We start from the raw sequence: 19,156 nt of genomic DNA on the forward strand, positions 1-19,156 counted from the left end.
TTGTTGCCCTCCATGTTGAGGTCGGACGCGGGCGCCGCGGCCGGGGGCGGCGGCGGCGGCGGCGGGGGCGGCGGGGGCGGCGGCGGCGGGGGCGGCGGCGTCTCCGCACCACCACCCACGGACGCAGAGGCCGTGCAGCCAGTCATCGCGCCGAGGGCGCCGACCATCAGCACGGTGCACAGAACAGGAGCCAGGAACTTTTGCATAGAGATTGATCTCCTCCGAGAAGCACGGGCCGCGGCCAAGCCATGGTTCACCGGCGTGCAGGCAGCCGTCGAGCCGAACGGGGTCTTGGACGCGCTTTTATCAGGTTTCTTCAGAGCGGTTTGGAGTTTTTCTTTCGCCGCTTGGTACCCCCACCCAACGTCAGAGCGCGCAGACGCCTTACGCGTCGTGCTTCCTGCCCCTCGACGTTTTTCGCGGGCCAAACGGCTCACCCCAGGCACGTTCTCGCCGCCGACGTACCAGCCACCCCCCTCATCACGAACCCCCTGACAAACCAAAGGGCGCCGCCGAACCACACGCCCTTTCCCCCCGCTGGCGTGCGCCGGATGCGCCCTTTGCTTTTCGATGTCGTCGTCGGGCCACGAGGGGCCGGGCGGTGGGCCGGCCCCTCGCGTCAGACGCGAGCCTTCACGGCATCGGGGCGCAGGGATCCGGCGGGGGCTCGCCCTTCGGCGCCACCGGTCCGAGCTGCACGGCCTTGGCGTTGAAGCCGAGGCCGATCGAGATGCCGTTGCACTCGACGGCCGGATCCTGCGTGCCGTCCTTCATGATGTCGGACGCCTGGCGGATCTGGTTCAGGATGCTCTGCAGCGTCGGCGACATCGGATCGCAGAACGACTCGTCGAACGCCGCCGCGACCTTCGTGATCTCCGCGATGAGCGCCTCGGTCTCGATGACGCCGGCGATCGTGCCGTTCGTGCCGCCGTTGCGATCCGCGTCGAGGTCCACGGTGATGACCGCGCTGTTGATGTCGAGCGTGATCGAGAAGCCGCTGATCGAGAGCGAGAGCTTGACCGTGCCCTTCGTGCCCGAGACCCACGTGTCCTTCACGACGTAGCTCTTCGGGAAGACGATCTTCGCCGAGGTCGGATCCATGTCGTTGTTCAAGAGCTCGGGCAGGAGCGGCCACTGATCGGTGCCGTCCCACTTCGGCGGAGCGCCGAGATCCGCGCCGCCGTAGAGCTTCGACGACAGGCCGTTGCAGTCCGACGCCGTGCCGAGCGTCGACATGTCGAGCATGATCGTGAACTCGCCATCCGAGATCGCCTCGTTCGCCTGCGTGCTGAGGTCGGACGAGAGGCCGAGGATGACCGGCAGGATGTTCTTGCCGAACGAGTTGTCCCGGCCCTCTTCGCCGTCCGGATACACAGCCGCAGGCGAGCCGCCCGCGCGCGGCTTGCACAGGCCGACCGACGACTTCGTCGAGGCACGACCGTCGAGATCGTAGCCGTAAGCCTTCCAGCCGCCCGTGGGATCGGGCGTGCCATCGCGCTTCGTGTCGCCGAGGAAGATCTGGCTCATCGCCATCACCTTGCCCGGCCCCTCACAGGCGGACAAACCAGCGGGCTCTTCCGGCGGCGCGAGGCCCGCGGGATCCTCGGACGGCGGCGGAACCGGGGGTTTCTCCGAGACCGTGTCGGAGCCACAGCCAAGAATCGCGAGCGAAGTCGCCGCGAACGCGGCGGAGAGAAGACGGGTGCGAAGCATAGAAACCTGACTCACTTTCCCGGACCCGAGCGTGGGTCGTCAAGCGCACGGCAGCTCGTCGAGTGCCCGTGGATGTGGCGCATGCTAGCCAGGGCGCAGTCGCTTCACAAGAGCGTCACAGGGCGCGGCGCCTCGTACACGACCAGAGTGCAGCCGTACGATGCAGCTTCACGAGTGACGCCAAGCATCACGAACACGCGCCTCTTCGATGACGCGCGCCTATCCTGAAGCGAGCTCGCCCGAGCAGCTAGAAACGCCGAGGCAAGATCGATCGTGGCAGCCGAGTTCGTTCATCTCCACGTCCACTCGCAGTACTCGCTGCTCGACGGGGCCCTCAAAATCAAGGACCTCGTCGGCAAGACGAAGGCGCTCGGCATGCGCGCCGTGGCGCTGACCGATCACGGCAACATGTTCGGCGCGATCCAGCTCTACAAGGCGTGCAAGGACGCCCAGGTAGGCGCCATCCTCGGCTGCGAGGTGAACGTCGCGCGGCCTCGGTCCGCGCGCAGCGATGCCCCGAGCGGCAAGTCGGACGACGCGCCGGTCGATCACCTGGTGCTGCTCGCGTCGAACCTCGAGGGCTACAAGAGCCTCGTTCGGATCGTGTCCGAAGGGCACGTGACGCCTGCGAGCGGCGCCGCGCCGAGCGTGCCGCTCGACTTCATCGCGCAGAACAACAAGGGCCTGATCGGCCTCTCCGGCTGCATGGGCGGCGTGCTCGCGCAGCGCGTGCTCGAGCAGGGCGAGGACGAAGGGCGCGCGGCGATGGACCGGCTCGTGGAGACGTTCGAGCCGGGCAGCCTGTACGTGGAGCTGCAGGATCACGGGCTCGTCGAGCAGCCAGTGCTGAACGGGATCCTCACGCGCCTCGCGAAGGATCGCGGCCTGCCGATCGTGGCGACGAACGACGCGCACTTCGGCAGCCGCGACGACGGCGAGGGGCACCTCTACCTGTCGTGCATCGCGGCGAACCGCTCGTACGCGGACGCTTTCGAAGCCCATCACCAGAGCTTCGAGATGTTCCTCAAGTCGCCGGACGAGATGACGCACGTCTTCCGCGACCACCCGGAGGCCATCAAGAGCACGCTGGAGATCGCCGAGCGATGCGCGGGGCTCAAGCTGAAGCTCGGCCAGCCGATGCTGCCGACGTTCGCGCTGCCGGAGGGGTTCGATACGAACTCGTACTTCCGGCACGTCTCGCACGAGGGGCTGACGAAGCGCTTCGAGGAGTTCCACCGCGGGGGCAAGACCGTCGACCAGGAGGCGTACCGCAAGCGCCTCGACATGGAGCTCGACGTCATCATCGGGATGAAGTTCCCCGGCTACTTCCTGATCGTCTGGGACTTCATCCGGCAGGCGAAGGAGATGGGGATCCCGGTGGGCCCGGGCCGCGGCTCCGGCGCGGGCTCGCTCGTGGCGTACGCGCTGCGCATCACGGATCTCGATCCAATCCCGTACAACCTGCTCTTCGAGCGCTTCCTGAACCCGGAGCGCGTGAGCATGCCGGACTTCGACGTCGACTTCTGCATGGATCGACGCGACGAGGTGATCCGGTACGTCGCCGAGAAGTACGGCAAGACGAGCGTCGGGCAGATCGCGACGTTCCACGAGCTCAAGGCGAAAAGCGTCATCAAAGACGTCGCCCGCGCGATGAGCTTCCCGCCCGCCGAGGCGCAGAAGATCGCGAACCTGATCCCGCAGAAGGGGCCGGGGCAGACGTACACGATCCCCGAGTCGATCGAGATCGAGCCGAAGCTCAAGGCGCACATGGAGAGTGATCCCTCGGTGCGCGAATTGCTCACGCAGGCGCAGAAGCTCGAGGGGCTGACGCGGCACGCCGGCATGCACGCGGCCGGCATCGTGATCAGCGAGGGCCCGCTCTGGGACCACGTGCCGTGCTTCCGGAACGGCGAGGCGCTCGTCACGCAGTACTACAAAGACGACGTCGAGCAGGCGGGCCTCGTCAAGTTCGACTTCCTCGGCCTGAAGACGCTCACCGTGATCGACATCGCGGTGCGGCTCATCCGCGCGCGGCCCGATCAGAAGGGCAAGTCACCGGCCGAGGCGTTCGACATCAACGCGATTTCGCTCACCGACGAGGAGACGTTCCACCTCCTGCAGTCGGGCGAGACGACGGGCGTGTTCCAGCTCGAATCGAGCGGCATGCAGCAGCTCTTCAAGGATCTACGCCCGACGAACTTCGAGGACATCGTCGCCGCCGTCGCGCTCTACCGCCCCGGCCCGCTCGGCACGGGCATGGTGAAGGACTTCGTCGACTGCAAGCACGGGCGCAAGCCCATCGCGAAGATGCACGACCTCGTCGACGATCTGCTCAAGCCGACCTACGGCGTCATCGTCTACCAGGAGCAGGTCATGCAGATCGCGCAGCAGCTCGCCGGCTACACGCTCGGCGGCGCCGACCTGCTCCGCCGCGCGATGGGCAAGAAGAAGCCCGAGGAGATGGCCAAGCAGAAGTCCATCTTCGTCGAGGGCTCCTTGAAGAACGGCGTGTCCGAGAAGGACGCCGATACCATCTTCGGGCTGCTCGAGTTCTTCGCGGGGTACGGCTTCAACAAGAGCCACTCGGCCGCGTACGCGCTCATCACGTACCAGACGGCGTACCTCAAGCGTCATTACCCGGTGGAGTTCCTCTGCGCGTTGATGACGGCGGATCGCGACAAGATCGAGAAGGTCGTGCGGATCATCGCGGAGGGCCGCGCCTGGGGCGTCGACATCCTCCCGCCCGACATCAACGAGTCGAACATCGACTTCTCGGTCGTCTACAGCGAGCCGGGCAAGGCCACGAAAAAGGCCGGCCGGAAGGCGCCGAGCAAGATCAAGGACGCCGATCCCTACGATCCGAAGATCCGCTTCGGCCTCGGCGCGATCCGCGGCGTGGGCGAGTCGGCGCTGGAGGCGGTGCTCGAAGCGCGCACCTCGGGCGGCGCGTTCGCCGATCTGTTCGACTTCGCCCAGCGCGTCGACGCGCGGCGCGTGAACAAGGGCGTGCTCGAAGCGCTCGTACAATCCGGGGCGTTCGACGCCACGCTGCTGCCGCGCGGTGTCACGCGGGCCCGCGCGTTCGCCGCGCTCGATCAGGCGCTCGAACGCGCGAGGAGCGCGAGCAAGGATCGCGAGCGTGGTCAGGGTTCGCTGTTCAGCCTCTTCGCGAAGGCGGCCCCCGCGGCCGAGCAGAAGCTCGACGAGTACCCGCAGTGCGAGCCGTGGGATCTGCGCGAGATGCTGGTGCGCGAGAAGCAGTCGCTCGGCTTCTACGTCTCGGGGCATCCGCTCGAGCGGTACGGCACGGAGCTCAGTCGCTTCGACGTGATCGCGGCGAGCGCACTTCCGCATAAGGATCCGTGGTCGAAGGTGCGCGTGGCCGGGATGGTCGAGGGCTACCGCGAGCGCATCTTCAAAGGCGGCGGCGGCAAGATCGCGTTTTTCCACCTCGAAGACACGAGCGGCCGTGTCGAGGTGAAGGTGCGCGACAAGCAGATCGAGACGTACGGCGCGATCCTGCAGGGAACCGAGCCGGTCCTCGTCTCGGGCAAGGTGAGTTTTCCGCAGGTGGAAGAGGGCGCCGAGGACGAGCAAGCAGCGCCGCGAGAGCCGACGTTGATGCTCGACGTGGTCGAGCTGCTCGCAGACGCGATCCGTGCCGAGACGAAAAGCGTGCGCATCCGCGTGCAGGCCCGGAAAGCGACGCGCGATCACATCGGCAAGCTGCGGGACGTCCTGGCGTCGAGCCGTGGCGTCTGCCCGGTGCACCTCTTGATCCAGCTCGACGACGGCGCCGAGGCGGTGCTCGCGCTCGGGCGTGATCTCACGGTGACGCCGAGCGACGAGATGCTCGCGCGCCTGGAAAAACTCTTCGGCGAGAAGGTCGCGGAGCTGCGCTAACGCGACGAAGCCGTCGTTTTCACCATCGTGTCGAGGCGCGGCTCGACCGAGACCTTGTCTTCCTGGTGCTTGAGCAAGAGGCCGAGCGTGTCGCGCGCGAGGTCCGGATCGAGCTTGCTCTTGCCGAGCAGGACGAGCGCGCGCGCCCAGTCGAGCGTCTCGCTCACGGCGGGCGCCTTGCGGAGATCCATCTTGCGCAGCTCGCCGATGAACGCGACGAGGTGCGCGGCGAGCGTGTGATCGATGCCAGGGACGACGAGCTCCAGGATCGCGAGCTCGCGCGAGGAGGACGGGTAATCGAGGAAGGCGTGCAGGCATCGCCTGCGGAGCGCCTCGGTCATCTCGCGCGTGGCGTTCGTCGTCAGAAGCACGAGCGGAGGGTGCTTGGCGCGGAAGGTGCCGAGCTCGGGGATGGTGACTTGCAGCTCGGAGAGGATCTCGAGGAGGAACGCCTCGAACTCGGGATCGGCGCGATCGACCTCGTCGATGAGCAGGACGACGGGCGCGTCGCTGCGGATCGCGGCGAGCAGCGGGCGGGCGAGGAGGAAATGCTCGGTGAAGAACGAGGCCTCGCTCCGGGCCACGATCTCCGCGGCTCCGGCGATCGACGCGCCGCGTGTCTCCGCGGCGATCGCGTCGCGGAGGAGCTGCGTGTAAAGCATCTGCTTGGCGTAGTCCCACTCGTAGAGGGCCTTGGCCTCGTCGAGGCCCTCGTAACACTGCAACCGGACGAGCGGACGGCCGAGCGCCTGGGCGGCGGCGCGGGCGAGGTCGGTCTTGCCGACCCCCGCGGGCCCTTCGAGCATGAGCGGGCGCTCCATGCGGAGGGCGAGCCAGAGGGAGAGCGCCGTGGCCGGGTCGCAGAGGTAGCGCGCCGCGCCAAGGGCAGCCGAGAGCGCCTGGGGAGAGGCGATCGGGTCGGGGGAAGCGGTCACGGGGAGCACGGTAGCATGGCCATCCCCGCGGAATGCCGGGGCATGTCCCGCTCGTGTCCTGCTATAAACCGAGCAGATGGGCGAGGACGGCCACGATCTCGTGCGCGTGGACGGCACGGGTACGGCGCACCCAGTCGGCAAGCTGGCAAGCCAGCGAATGCGCGCGCGACAAGGCGCGTTCCGACTGATGCCGGCGCCTGCGCACGTGGTCGTGATGCGACGCGCGGAAGGGGTCGAGGCCGGGAGCTTGCGGCTCTGCGGCGAGATCACGAGCGCGAGCGCGCTCTGCGACATCGTGTCGATGGTCGGCCAGAGCGCGTGGACCGGCGAGCTCGCGATCTACGACGGCGCGACGAACCGGAGCGTCTTCTTCGAGCACGGCGCGGTGATCGGCGCGCTGTCGAGCGCCGAAGGAGAGCGGCTCGGCGAGATGCTCTACCGTTACGGCGCGCTCTCGCTGGAGCAGTTGCAAGAGGTGGCGAGGGCCGTGACGGGCGACGTGCGTTTCGGCGAGATGGCGGTGCGCATGGGGCACATCTCGCGCGAGACGTTGTTCCAGCTCATGGGCCGGCAGGTCGAGGAGATCGTCTACGCGGTGATGCGCGCCGAGAGCGGGATGTTCTACTTCCTCGATCGCTTCGACGAGGCGCGGCTGACGTCGCGGCAGAACCTGCCCGTGAGCGGCCTCTTGATGGAAGCGGTGCGGCGCATGGACGAGATGCGCTACTTCCGCGAGCGCATCCCGTCCGCCGAGCACGTGCCCGATCGCGTGCCCGATCGGCCTCCGCCGACCGAAGGCGACGTCGTGCAGATCTACCAGGCGATCGACGGGGTGCGCTCCGTGGCCGACATCTGCCGCGCGGTGGGGCAGGGGGAGTTCGAGGTCACGCGGCAGATCTTCCAGCTCGTGCAAGGGGGCTGTGTGACGGTGCGCGCGCCGCGGCCCACGGGGCCAGCCGCGATCGTGGCGCTCTTCAACGAGGCGATGTCGATGGTGATGCGCGAGGTCGACGCCGTGAAACGAGGTGACGAGGTCCGGCAGCACCTCGCCTCGTTCGCGACGGGCGCGGGCATCTACGACGCGCTCTTCATGCGCGCGGGGCCCAAGCCGGACGGCACGCTCGACGACGGGCAGATCATCGAGAACGTGGCGATGCTCGTCGGCCCGGATCAAGCCGAGGCGATGCTCGCGCAATGGCTCTACGACTACGTGTCGTTCGCGATCTTCATCGCGGAGCCGGTGCTGCGCGAGGCGTCGACGCGGAGCGGGGCAGGGGCGCCGCTGCTCGCGAAGAGCGTCGCGGACATCATCGCGCCGCTCGCGCCCTCCCACTAACCCCGACGGATGTCGTAGGCGCGGATCTTCTTGTGCAGGTTCGTGCGCTCGACGCCGAGGACGATCGCGGCGCGCGAGATGTTCCAGTCGAGGCTCTGCAGGACCTCGATGATGTAGCGGCGCTCGGCCTGATCGCGGAACTCGCGCAGCGTGAGCCTGCGGCCGCCTTCGGTGCGCGGGATGGCCTCGATCGAAGGCGGGAGCGGGCCCGGCGGCGTACGCATGGGCTCGCTCGCGTCGGGTGCCTCGGGTGTTTGGAGGTCGTCGTCGAAGGGGCTCGCGTGGGGATCTTCGGGCAGGTCGGCGATCGTGACGGTGTCGCCGGAGAGGATCGCCGCGCGCTCGATGACGTTCTTCAGCTCGCGCACGTTGCCCGGAAAGCTGCGGCGTTCGAGCGCGACGTGGACGGCCGGATCCATGCGCTTCGTCTTGAGCCCGTTCTCTTTGCAGAACGAGGCCATGAAGGCGTCGGCAAGCGGGCGGATGTCCTCCATACGCTCGCGGAGCGAAGGGACGCGGATGGGGAAGACCGCGAGGCGGAAGAAGAGATCCTCGCGGAAACGGCCGGCGGAGACCTCGCGGCTGAGGTCTTTGTTCGTCGCCGCGAGCACGCGCACGTCGACCTGCAGGGTCCGCTCGCTTCCGAGCCGGCTGATCTCGCCGGATTGAAGGGCGCGCAGCACCTTCGCCTGCGCCGAGGGCTCCATGTCGCCGATCTCGTCGAGGAACAACGTGCCGCCGTGCGCTTGCTCGAAGAAGCCACGCTTGCGGGACTGGGCGCCCGTGAAGGCGCCGCGCTCGTGGCCGAAGAGCTCGCTCTCGATGAGCTCACGCGGGATCGCGGCGCAGTTCACTTTGACGAACGGGCCCGCGATGCGCGGCGAGAGGCGGTGGATCGCGCGGCTCACGAGCTCCTTGCCCGTGCCGCTCTCGCCCGTGATGAGCACGCTCGCCTTCGTCGGCGCGACGCGATCGATCTCCTTGTAGAGCTTCTGCATGACCGGCGCGCGGCCGATCATCTCGTACCGCGCGAGCAGCTCCGCCTCGAGATCCCGCACCTTGCGCGCGAGCTCCGACGAGTAGAGCGCGTTCTTCACGCTGACGAGCACGCGCTCGCGGCTCACGGGTTTTTCGAAAAAGTCGCCCGCGCCGAGCTTGATGGCCTTCACCGCGTCGTGGACCGTCGCGTGGCCGCTGATCGCGACGACCGGCAGGCTGCGCGTGGCCTCGTCGCGGCGGATGCGCTCGAGCAGCTCGAGCCCTCCCATGCCGGGGAGCAAGAGGTCGATGATCGCGAGGTCGACGGGCCTGCCGCCGTTGGCGAGGATCTCGAGCGCTTGTTCGCCGCTCTCGGCCTCGATGACCTCGTAGCCTTCGCCGCGCAGGACGAGATCCAGGGTGCGACGGATGTTGCGCTCGTCATCGACGACGAGGACCGTGGGGGCGACGGCGGCCCCCAGGGCCTCGCCGGGGGCCGCCTGGGGCGTTACGAACGAGCTTTCCATGCCGCACGTATCCATACCTGCCTCCCGGCGGGGCAGGAAGCACTGGCGCGCCGGCCAAGGAAGGGCTACGGAGCGCGGGATGGGCAAGGTCTGCGGTTCGACGTCTTCGAGGCCCTCGGCGCGGTTCGCCCGAGCGCTCGGCTTCGTCGTCCCCCTTCTTCTCCTCGCGGCGGCGGGCTGCGATATCCAGGTTGGCGACGGGCGCAAGGCGACCCTCACCTACACGGACGACGCGCGCGCCGCCTACGAGGAGGCGATGCGCTCCTACCGCAGCAAGTCGTGGGAAGACGCGCGCGCCCTGTTCGCCGAGGTGCGCAAGCTTTTCCCGTACAGCCGCTACGCGACGCTCGCGGAGCTGCGCATCGCCGACGTCGAGTTCGAGCAGGAGAAGTACGCGGACGCCGTCTCGGCCTACCGCGAGTTCATCCAGAACCACCGCACGGATCGCGACGTCGAGTACGCGCGCTACCGCATCGCGAAATCGCTCTTCCGCGACATCGACGACACGTTCCTCCTTCCGCCGCAGGAAGAGCGTGATCAAGGCACGGCGCTCGAGGCCTACCGCGAGCTCGGCGCGTTCCTGCGCGACAACCCGCGCAGCCGCTACGCGGAGGACGTGCGCAAGATGCACCAGGCCGTGCAAGGCCGGCTCATGCGGCACGAGCTCTACGTGGCGCGCTTCTACCTGCGGCAGGACATCTACCCGGCGACGATCGCGCGGATCGATCACGCGCTGAAGCTCTTCCCCGGCTCGACGCTCGAACCCGAGGCGCTCGTGCTCAAGGGCGAGACGTTGATGCGAATGGACAAACCCGACGACGCGCGCGCCGTCTTCCAGAAGGTGCTCGACGAGTACGGCGGGCCCTTCGCCGTGACGGCGAAGCGGTTCCTCGCGGAGCTCGACGCGCAAAAAGCGGGCAAGCAGGGAACCTAGTTCGAATGGACGCGTCGCAGAGGCGCCCCACGGCGGGCGTGCGGTACGCGCTCGTGCGCGGCGAGGGCGAGGAGGAAGGGGCGGGCGTGACCTACCGCGGGTTCGCTCACTTGCCCGACGTGGACCTGCCGCTCGAAATTCGCGTCGAGCAAGCGGGCGAGGGCGGCGCGGAAGGCCGCGCGAACGTGGCGGCGCGGATCGAGGGCGCAGCCGTCGGGGTGGACGTCGCGGGCCTGGAGAAAGCGGGCGCGGCGTTGGTCAAGGCGGCCCTGCGCGCGGCGCGTGACGCGGGGAGGCCGATGCCGCGGCGGATCGTACGCTGGCGTGGCCCGAGCTGACGGGGTGGGCGCGGCTTCGGCGTGAACATGCTAAAGGGGATCGAAGGTTCGGCTCGGCGTGTCCGAGCGTCGTTTTCGAGGTGTTGCGATGTCTGAAAAGGTGCCCATGACGCCCGAAGGGCAAGCTCGGCTGCGCGAGGAGCTCGAGCGGCTCAAGAAGATCGAGCTCCCGCAGGTGGTCAAGGACATCAGCGTGGCCCGCGATCACGGCGACCTGTCGGAGAACGCCGAGTACCACGCCGCGAAGGAACGTCAGGGGCTCATCGTCGCGCGCATCACGTTCATCGAGCAAACGCTGAGCCGCGCAGAGGTCATCGACCCGAGCAAGCTGAGCGGCAGCAAGATCCAGTTCGGCGCCCGCGTGAAGCTCATGAACGTCGATTCGGACGAGGAAGTCGTCTACCAAATCGTCGGTCCCGAAGAAGCGGACATCAAGCAGAACCGCATCTCGGTGTCCTCGCCGCTCGCGCGCGCGCTCATCGGCCGTGAGGTCGGCGAGGAGGTCCGCGTCGTCATGCCGGCCGGGCCGCGCACCTACGAGATCCTCGAGATCATCTACGCATGACGAACCGCGGCGGGGAGGGCGCACACGTCCCGCCCGCCGCGCCTCGACCGAGCCGCGCGAAGGGTCGGCTCGCGGTCTCGGCGCCCAAGCCGGACCGGGACGGCGCGAGCGTGGCGCGGACGCGCGCGCGGACGCGGGATCTTCCACTCGGATGGCGGATCGCCGACGGCTATCTCGCGATCGGCGTGTTCCTGCTGATCGAGCTCGTCGTCATCGGCATTGTCTTCCGGCGTGAGCTCGTCGGGCTGCACGAGCTCACGCTCGCGCTCGGAAAGCTGTGGCCGATCGCGTTTGCGGCGGCCGCGCCGATCGCGGCGCTCGGCGGGGTTATCGTCGAGCTCGCGCGCCACGCGGAAGGACGCTGGGGCAGGGTCGGGTTTGCGCTCGCCGCGGCAGGTTTCGCCGGTGCCGTGGCGTTCGGCGTGTCCACGGGGCGCCTCCTGTCCGGGTCTCTCCGCGCGCCGTTCGTGGGGATCGTCGCCGCCGTCGCGTTCGCCGGCGTGTTCGTGATCGGGCCGCTCGTGGCGCGGGCGCTCGCGCCGAAGCCGCGACGCACGTTCAGCTTGGGTGTCTTTCTCGGCGTGATCGCGCTGCTCTTTGCGATCGAGCTCGTCAACCTGCTCGTCCTGCCGCGGCTGTATCCGGCGTTCCATCGTGGCCTCGCGCTCCTCGCGCTCCTCGTCACGCCGTTCGCCACTGTCGCGTGGGACGCGCCGCGGCGCATGCGACCCGGGAGCACGGACGATCCCGAAGGGCCGATTGCGCCGGTCGGCATGAAGCTCGCGCGCGCGGCGCTCGCGCTCGGCTTGTTCGCTTTGTCCGCGGCAGCCTCGCCCTCGGCGGCGGAGCGCCTCGCGCCCGCGGACAACGTGCGGCTCGTGTACCTGACGCGCGCGCCGGTGCTCGCGAACGCCGTGGAGATCGCGGCCGCGCTCTCGCCGCCGCCGCCCCTCGACGACGCGCCGCTCGTCATGAACCAGGGGCAGGCGGGGCGCGCGGTGGATCTCGCGGGCCGCGACATCGTGCTCGTCACGATCGACGCGCTGCGCGCCGATCACGTCGGTGCCTACGGCTACGGGCGAAAAACCACGCCGACGATCGATGCGCTCGCGGCCGAGGGTGTGGTCTTCGAGAGGGCCTACACGCCGACGCCGCACACCTCGTACGCCGTCACCTCGCTGATGACGGGCAAGTACATCCGCCCGCTCGTGCTGCAGGGGCTCGGCGCCGACTCCGAGACGTGGGCCGGGCAGCTCCGCCGTTACGGCTACAAGACCGCGGCCTTCTTCCCGCCGGCGGTCTTTTTCATCGACGCCGAGCGCTTCGGCGCGATCCGCGAGCGTGGGCTCGACTTCGAGTACCGCAAGATTGAGTTCGCGAGCGCCGATCGCCGCGCCAAGCAGGTCGAGTCGTACCTCGACGGCGTCGACAAGGACGCCCGCGTCTTCTTGTGGGTGCACCTCTTCGAGCCGCACGAGCCTTACGAGACGCACCCCGAGCACGACTTCGGCGATCGCGACATCGATCGCTACGATGCGGAGATCGCCGCGGCGGACGCGGGCCTCGGCTCGCTCCTCGCTGCGGTGCGCGCGCGAAGGCCTGGCGCGGTGGTGATCGTGAGCGCCGATCACGGCGAGGAGTTCCAGGATCACGGCGGCCGCTACCACGGCACCACGGTCTACGAGGAGCAGGTCCGCGTGCCGCTCGTGGTGCATGCGCCGGGGCTCCTTGCGCCGCGGCGCGTGTCGGCTCCCGTGCAGCTCGTCGATCTGCTGCCGACGGTGCTCTCGGGGCTCGACATCCCGCGGCCGGCGCGCGTGCGCGGCGCGGATCTCGGGCGCGCGCTCGTGGGCACAGCCACGAGCCCGGAGGACGCGCGTGGCTTCGCGTTCGCCGAGACGGAGACGATGACCATGCTGGCGCGTGGGTCCCTCCGGCTCGTTTGTGCTCGAAGGATTGGCGCGTGCGCGCTCTACGACGTGGAGCGGGATCCGACGCAGACGCGGGATCTCTCGGGCGCGCGCGCCGCCGACATGGCCGACATGCGCACGGAGCTCCGCGGCGTGGAGGCTTCGCACGGGCGGTACGAGATCGCGGGGCTACGCAGCGAGGGCAAGGGCTGGCCCGAGGCGCTCCGGCGCGGGATCGCAGGGGATGCGGACGCAGCGCTCGACGTGGCCGCATTGCTCGACGACGCGGACGTGCTCATCCGGCGCAAGGCCGCCGAGGTTCTGTTTGAGCTCCAACGGCCCGAGGTCTCGCCGACGATGCGTCTCGCGCTCGTGCGGGACGAGGACGACGAGGTGCGGCGCTGGTCGGCGCTCACGCTGACGAGGCTCGGCGAGGGTGCGCCGCGTACGCGTGAGCTGCTCGAAGATCGGGATCCCCGGTGGCGGCGCCTCGCGGCGCTCGCGCTCGCCGAGGGCGGAGATGGCCGCGGCGAGGACGATCTCGTGGCATGGTTCCGCGAGGCGTACGGCAAGCGCGCACAGAAGCGCGAGGTGATCCCATTCGAACGGGCGAAGGAGATCGTCGCGGCGCTCGCGAGGATCCGCGCCAAGTCCGCGCTCCCCGTGCTCATCACGGCGCTCGACGACGTCCGCCTGCGGCCGCATGTGGCCGAGGCGCTCGCTGCGATCGGCCAGGACGCGGCCCGCCCCGCGCTCGCCGAGCACCTCGCGACCGAGCGCTACCAGCACGCGCGTGTCGCGCTCTCCGAGGCGCTCGTCACGCTCGGCGCCGGCCCCGAGCTCCGCGCCCCGCTCATCCGGCTGCTCGGCGTGCCCGATCCGTTGCCGAACGGCCTGCGGATCGCGCTCCAGGCGGACGTGCTCGAGCTCGTCGGGGGGCCGCGGGAGCGCGACCTCGAAAAACTCCGGCGGTTCGCGCGGAGTGGCGTCGCGGTCGGTATGGTCGTGCCGAAGTCCGAGGGCGGCGGCGACGCGCTGCGCGTCCTCTGCCGCGCGCGTTCGAACGACGACCGGCCCGGCGAGATCCGCTTCGGGGTGGGGACGCGCCGGCTCGTGAGCAGCGGCGATCGCGAGACGGGCGGCCTCGTTCCCAAGCGCGCGCCCGAGCTCGATGCGCGCACCGCGGCGACGCTTTACGTGCCGCCGGGCGACAAGCCACAAGAGGTCTTCGCGCCGCTGCCCGCGGCGGTGAAGGTGCGCCCCGGTCAGCACGGCGAGTTCGTCGTCTACGCGACGCAGAACGTGGAACTCTCGGCCTGCGCGGTCGTTCCGCTCGTCGCCGAGCTGCCTCCGCCGCCGCCCGAGCCGTGGACGCCCGAGGAGGGCGGGGAGGGCTCTTCCGACGGGGATCCTCCGCAAAATCCGTGACTTTTGTCACGAACGGGCAGGGGACGGAGGCGCCGCGCGCGGCCCCCGGACGACCACGGAAGTCCCGCGGAAACCGCGATGAGGCCGATTGACGCCGGGGGCGGCGCGGCTAGAGTCCCGGGCGTGTCGCGAGAGGACAAGCAGTCGGAAGAGGGCCGCGCGAAGCGCGAGGACGAGGACGCGCGCGAGGCGGAGACCTCGGGGGACGACGAGCCTTCGAAGGCTCATGCGTCGGAGTCCGAGGACGAAGCCGCGCAGCGTGTCGCCGCAGCGCTCGGCGTCGCGGGGGAAGAGGACGCCTCGATCGAAGGCGGCGATGCGGCCGCGGAGCCCGACGAGGGCGAGAAGGAAGAAGAGGCCGCGAAGCCGAACCGCGCGGCACGCAGGCGCGAGGATGCGCTCGCGCGGCGCAAGAAGCGCGTCGGCGGCGCGGCGGCTGCGGAGGACGACGCGGCCCTGCCTCGCGACAAGAACGCGCGCGCCAAGGAGCTGCTGAAGCGGCGCCGCGAGCAGGCGGATGCAGCCGAGCGCCGCCCGGTCGCGAGCTCGCTCGACGCGGGCGAGATGGTCGACGACGCGCTCGCGCGAAGCGCCTCCGCCGTCACGAAGTGGCTCAAGGCGAACGTCGGGGTCCTCCAGTGGGTGGTCCTCGCGGCGATCGTCGGCGCGGGCGGATATGCCTTCTGGTCGTCGCGCTCCGACAAGAAGCTCGGGGATGCCTCGTCGGATCTCTTCACGGGCGTCGCTGCGAACCGCGGCCTCGTGATGGAAGAGGACAAGCGCCCCGACGATCAGAAAGAGATCGACCCGACGCGCGTCTTCAAGAACGAAGCCGACAAGGCGCAGGCTGCGCTCGACGCGTACGGCAAGGTCATCGACAAGCACGCCGGCACGGGCGCGGCGCTGCTCGCGCGGCTCGGCCAGGGCGGCACGTACCTCGAAAAACGCGACTGGGACAAGGCGCTCGAGGCCTACGCGTCCGTGCTCTCGTCGCCGCTCGCGGCCGCGGATCCGGACGTGAAGGGGCGCGCCACCGAGGGCATCGGATACGCCAAGGAAGGCAAAGGAGATCTCGACGGCGCGATGGCGAGCTTCAAGGAGCTCGCGGGCATCGACGTCAAGGGATACAAGGACCTCGCGACCTATCACGAGGCGCGTGTCCTCTTCGCCAAGGGCAACAAGGACAAGGCGAAGGAGGTCCTGAAGCCGCTCGACGAGAAGCTCGCGCTCCCGAGCAAGGAGCCCGAGCCGCTCGAGTACCTCAAGGGCGCGGTGCACGATCTCATGGTCCAGATCGATCCGGCCGCCGCAGCCGCGCAACAGCCGGCGTTCGGGGGCGGCGCAGGGGCGCCTTTGCCCGCCGACATCCAGGAGAAGGCGCGGCGCATGGTCGAGGAGGCCCAGAAGAAGGCGGCCCAGCAGCAGGGCGGGACGCCGTGATCGAGCGAAGCGTGAGGGCTCCCGTCGCGATCTCGCGTGGCGTTCTCGCGGCCGCCGCGGCCCTCGCGCTCCCGCTCTTCGGCTGCGAGAGCGTGAGCATCCCGGCGACGCCGCAGGTCCCGACGTGGCTGCACCACCCGGGCGGCACGCTCTCGATCACGTACCGAAGGCCGCTGACGGCCGAGTCGCGCCAGCAAGCCGAGGTCTACGAGCGCGGCCAGCCCGCGATCGACGTCGCCGGCCGGCGCGTCTTCGTCCCGTCGAGCGACAACGGCCTGTACGCGCTCCGCGTCGAGGACGGCTCGACGATCTGGCGCTTCGAGACGATGGGGCCGGTGCAGAGCGAGCCGCTCTTCGACGCCGATGAGGACGTCGTCTACTTCGGCTCGAACGACGGCGCGGTCTACAAGGTGAACGCGACGAACGGCCGCATGCTCTGGCGGTTCGCGACGAACGCCGAGGTGGGCCGAAAGCCGGTGCTGCGGAACGGCGTGGTCTATGTCACCAACGCCAACGACACGCTGATCGCGATGAACGCGGCGACCGGGGCGCTCAAGTGGCACCAGCACCGGACGCCGGCGTTCGGCATGGAGTCCGCCGGGTACGCGGGGCCGGCGCTCGGGCGGGACAAGGTTTACACGGCGTACTCGGACGGCGTGGTGCTCGCGTACGACCTCGAAGACGGTTCGGAGCAGTGGCCGGCCGTGGATCTCGCGGCCGAGGCGGAGCAGCAGGCCGGCGGTGATACGCCGCGTTATCTGGACGTGGACACGACACCGCTGGTGGCACGGATCACCTCGGGTGAGGTCGTGTTCGTGGGCAGCTACGCAGGCGGCGTGTACGCGCTCGACGCGGAGAATGGCACGCGGGCGTGGGTGAACGAGAAGGCCGTCGGGGTGACGGAACTCGTTTTGTGGGAGCAACCGGCGCACGCGCCGCGGACGGGGCCGCTTCCGTCCGTCCCGGGGCAGCGGATCCTGTTCGCTGCGAGCGGAATCACCGGGCTTTGGGCGCTCGATCCGAACGACGGGCGGACGCTCTGGCGGCGGAACCTGCCGGAAGGCGGGATCACGGCGCCGGTCCCGGTAGCGGGCGCGCTGCTCGTGGGGACGACGCGGTACGGCTTGTTCCTGTTTTCGCCCGTGACGGGCGGGCTCATCGACGGAATTCTGCCGGGCGGCAGCTTCGCGATGACCCCGGCGGCGTTCGGGGTGCGGGCGTTCGTGGTGGGCAACGGCGGTTCGTTCCTCAGCGTGCTGGTCACGCCGCCGGCGCCGGCGCCGGCCGACACGACGATGAGCTGGCTCAGCGGCAAGGGCGGCTGACGAGACCGGGGCGGAGAGGCGTCCGGGGGGACGCCGCCGCCGGAGCGTGGAACGGCGGGGACGGAAAGCGACGGCCGTGGCGACCGGCCGTGAGGCTGAGGTGTGCGCGCGCGTCGCGCGGCCGCCGTGTGTCCAGACGAACCCGAGGAACGCCTGGTTTCAGGCCTGTTTTCGGCTTGGATCCCCCTTCTCCGGGTCCGTTTATATTTCGCATAAGATACATTATGTCAACTCGCGCGATCCGCCTCAGGGCAGGTGTGGACGCCCCGCCGGACATGGCGACGGACACGCTCGCGGAGCCGACGCGGACCAACCCGGACCCTGGCCGAGCGCCCCGAGCTCGACCTCGTCCCCGGTCCGTCGGCCTCATCCGGAAGACACACGTCTCCCTCGACACGCACCGCGCCCCCGCCCGCCCCTCGTGCTCCGCCGTCCCGACCTACCGGCCGGACGTCACTGCGCCCGGAACGACTTCCAGATCAGGACCTCGCCAGGCCTCGTCAGCGGACGCCCGCCCGAACGTTCCTCGCGCCACGCGAGCACCTTCCGCGACGCCTGCTCCCCGAGCTGCGTGTAACCATGGTGCGCGTAGAACCCCTGCGCCCACGTGGCCTTCTCGAACATCCGCGCGATCGCGTCATTCAGCCCACAGCCCAGCGCGTCCTCCTCGAACTTCTGGAGCAGCCGCGTCCCCACGCCGAAGCGCTGGAATTGCGGGTGCACCGAGAGCTCTTCGAGGTACGCGACGCCCGGCGACTCGTCCCGCCACGCGAGGTAGCCGGCGACCTCGTGATCGGCCTCGGCCACGAAGACGTTGTGATGCCGCGGCAGATTCGCGATGTCGTTCCAGGTCCGCGGCGGCACCTCGGCCGCGTCGAAGCCGAGGTCGTGGTACATCGCCGTGCACGCCTTCTCGAGCGCCACGAGATCGCTGACTTGCGTCTCCTGGAGCTTCGTGATGCGGATGCGTTGCGGCCTCACTCGATCCGATGCGTCCGTCATGGGTGATCCCCTTCCGAGCTTCTAGAGGCCCACGAGGCGGCCGATCACGGCAGCGTCCTCGTCTCCCGCGGGTACGAGCAAGGCGACGGCCGTGCCGGGCGGCGGGCTCTGGCCCGGCGCGAGCGGGACGACCCGAATTTCCCCTTCCCGACCGACCACGGCGACCCGAACCGCGACGACCAGAGCCACGCGCGGGACGATCGGCGCGGCCGCGGCCGGCGCAGACGCAGCCACAGGCGCAGGCGCGGCAGCTGGGCCCGGGACGTTCACGGGAGCCACGGGGCGTACCGGCGTGCGAACGACACGGGCCGGCGCAGGCGTGACCGCCGCGACGGGCACGGGCGCGGGCGCAACGGGGGCGACCGGAGCTGCCACCGACGCAGGCGCCGGCGCGGCCACCGGCGCAGGTGCGGCGGCGGGCGCAGGTGCGGCGGCGGGTGCGGGCGCAGGCGCGGCGGCGGGCTCTTGCGCGGGCGTCACCGGGATGCGGCCGAGATCCTGGCCGGAGAGCACGTTCGTCTCGCCGTCGAGGTCGTCGACCGGAATGTCGAACAGCTCGTTATGCGCCTGCGGAGCCGTGATCTCTTCCTCGAGGGGCGGCGGCGGTGGCGCGAGGGGCGGCGCCGAGGGGGCAAAGTCACCCCAGGCCTGGTCGATCACGGTCGTCTTCGGGGTCGCGCGTTTCGGCCCCCCCGCGGCGGGCGCGGGAGCTGCGGCCACAGCCGGCGGCGCGGCGGGCGCGGCCGGCGCGGCCGGCGCACGAGGGCCCGTGCGCGCAGCCGCAGGATCGACCGCAGCCATGGCGGCGGCACTCTTTCGAGC

12 protein-coding genes and 2 pseudogenes are annotated in these 19,156 nt (G+C 69.8%); 8 read left to right on the forward strand and 6 right to left on the reverse strand.

The features are described from left to right. Both QHF89_RS48125 and QHF89_RS48130 read right to left on the reverse strand, forming a co-directional pair. Window positions 1–206, reverse strand: a pseudogene (locus tag QHF89_RS48125) (hypothetical protein); the annotation flags it as partial. A 427-nt stretch (window positions 207–633) separates the two neighbouring features. Beyond that, window positions 634–1,713, reverse strand: a complete 1,080-nt coding sequence (locus QHF89_RS48130) for a hypothetical protein (protein ID WP_136929687.1) — start codon at window positions 1,711–1,713, stop codon at window positions 634–636. 273 nt (window positions 1,714–1,986) lie between these two features. On the opposite strand from QHF89_RS48130, the gene dnaE reads away from it, so the two are divergent. Then, window positions 1,987–5,616: a DNA polymerase III subunit alpha gene (gene dnaE, locus QHF89_RS48135; protein WP_136973210.1), complete on the forward strand. Its 3,630-nt coding sequence runs from the start codon at window positions 1,987–1,989 to the stop codon at window positions 5,614–5,616. Here dnaE and QHF89_RS48140 read toward each other — a convergent pair. Then, on the reverse strand, window positions 5,613–6,551 hold the full coding sequence (locus QHF89_RS48140) for an AAA family ATPase (protein ID WP_284721937.1): 939 nt from the start codon (window positions 6,549–6,551) through the stop codon (window positions 5,613–5,615). The two genes, dnaE and QHF89_RS48140, sit on opposite strands and share 4 nt — an antisense overlap. Before the next feature lie 76 nt (window positions 6,552–6,627). Here QHF89_RS48140 and QHF89_RS48145 point away from each other — a divergent pair, with 76 nt between their 5' ends. Then, a complete protein-coding gene (locus QHF89_RS48145) occupies window positions 6,628–7,887 on the forward strand; it encodes a DUF4388 domain-containing protein (protein ID WP_136973211.1) in 1,260 nt (419 codons plus the stop codon). On the opposite strand, the gene QHF89_RS48150 is transcribed toward QHF89_RS48145, so the two are convergent. Further along, a complete protein-coding gene (locus QHF89_RS48150; protein ID WP_136973212.1) occupies window positions 7,884–9,392 on the reverse strand; it encodes a sigma-54-dependent transcriptional regulator in 1,509 nt (502 codons plus the stop codon). The genes QHF89_RS48145 and QHF89_RS48150 overlap by 4 nt on opposite strands. A 79-nt stretch (window positions 9,393–9,471) precedes the next feature. On the opposite strand from QHF89_RS48150, the gene QHF89_RS48155 reads away from it, so the two are divergent. The 6 genes from QHF89_RS48155 (at window position 9,472) to QHF89_RS48180 (ending at window position 17,332) form a co-directional block, all read left to right on the forward strand. After that, window positions 9,472–10,326, forward strand: a complete 855-nt coding sequence (locus QHF89_RS48155; RefSeq protein ID WP_136929683.1) for an outer membrane protein assembly factor BamD — start codon at window positions 9,472–9,474, stop codon at window positions 10,324–10,326. 5 nt (window positions 10,327–10,331) lie between these two features. Further along, window positions 10,332–10,664, forward strand: a complete 333-nt coding sequence (locus QHF89_RS48160; RefSeq protein WP_136929682.1) for a hypothetical protein — start codon at window positions 10,332–10,334, stop codon at window positions 10,662–10,664. Between the two features lie 88 nt (window positions 10,665–10,752). Further along, a complete protein-coding gene (gene greA, locus QHF89_RS48165; RefSeq protein ID WP_136929681.1) occupies window positions 10,753–11,229 on the forward strand; it encodes a transcription elongation factor GreA in 477 nt (158 codons plus the stop codon). Next, on the forward strand, window positions 11,226–14,567 hold the full coding sequence (locus QHF89_RS48170) for a sulfatase-like hydrolase/transferase (RefSeq protein ID WP_136973213.1): 3,342 nt from the start codon (window positions 11,226–11,228) through the stop codon (window positions 14,565–14,567). The genes greA and QHF89_RS48170 overlap by 4 nt, the downstream gene beginning before the upstream one ends. Window positions 14,568–14,690: 123 nt before the next feature. After that, entirely contained in the window at window positions 14,691–16,007 is a 1,317-nt protein-coding gene (locus QHF89_RS48175) for a tetratricopeptide repeat protein (RefSeq protein ID WP_136973214.1), read from the forward strand. Between the two features lie 11 nt (window positions 16,008–16,018). Then, a complete protein-coding gene (locus tag QHF89_RS48180; RefSeq protein WP_284721938.1) occupies window positions 16,019–17,332 on the forward strand; it encodes an outer membrane protein assembly factor BamB family protein in 1,314 nt (437 codons plus the stop codon). A 453-nt stretch (window positions 17,333–17,785) separates the two neighbouring features. Here the strand turns inward: QHF89_RS48180 and QHF89_RS48185 are convergent, their stop codons facing one another. Together QHF89_RS48185 and QHF89_RS48190 are read right to left on the reverse strand one after the other, a co-directional pair. Continuing rightward, a complete protein-coding gene (locus QHF89_RS48185) occupies window positions 17,786–18,334 on the reverse strand; it encodes a GNAT family N-acetyltransferase (RefSeq protein WP_136929678.1) in 549 nt (182 codons plus the stop codon). Window positions 18,335–18,355: 21 nt separating this feature from the next. Further along, window positions 18,356–19,156, reverse strand: a pseudogene (locus tag QHF89_RS48190) (hypothetical protein); the annotation flags it as partial.

It is taken from the genome of Polyangium sorediatum (genome assembly GCF_029946465.1).
Lineage (GTDB): Bacteria > Myxococcota_A > Polyangia > Polyangiales > Polyangiaceae > Polyangium > Polyangium fumosum.

What these genes read in the sequence shown, in the direction of transcription:
- QHF89_RS48130 (WP_136929687.1), bottom strand. Translation starts at nt 1,713, where the DNA reads ATGCTTCGCACCCGTCTTCTCTCCGCCGCGTTCGCGGCGACTTCGCTC.
- QHF89_RS48145 (WP_136973211.1), top strand. Translation starts at nt 6,628, where the DNA reads ATGGGCGAGGACGGCCACGATCTCGTGCGCGTGGACGGCACGGGTACG.
- QHF89_RS48150 (WP_136973212.1), bottom strand. Translation starts at nt 9,392, where the DNA reads ATGGAAAGCTCGTTCGTAACGCCCCAGGCGGCCCCCGGCGAGGCCCTG.
- QHF89_RS48155 (WP_136929683.1), top strand. Translation starts at nt 9,472, where the DNA reads ATGGGCAAGGTCTGCGGTTCGACGTCTTCGAGGCCCTCGGCGCGGTTC.
- QHF89_RS48160 (WP_136929682.1), top strand. Translation starts at nt 10,332, where the DNA reads ATGGACGCGTCGCAGAGGCGCCCCACGGCGGGCGTGCGGTACGCGCTC.
- greA (WP_136929681.1), top strand. Translation starts at nt 10,753, where the DNA reads ATGTCTGAAAAGGTGCCCATGACGCCCGAAGGGCAAGCTCGGCTGCGC.
- QHF89_RS48170 (WP_136973213.1), top strand. Translation starts at nt 11,226, where the DNA reads ATGACGAACCGCGGCGGGGAGGGCGCACACGTCCCGCCCGCCGCGCCT.
- QHF89_RS48185 (WP_136929678.1), bottom strand. Translation starts at nt 18,334, where the DNA reads ATGACGGACGCATCGGATCGAGTGAGGCCGCAACGCATCCGCATCACG.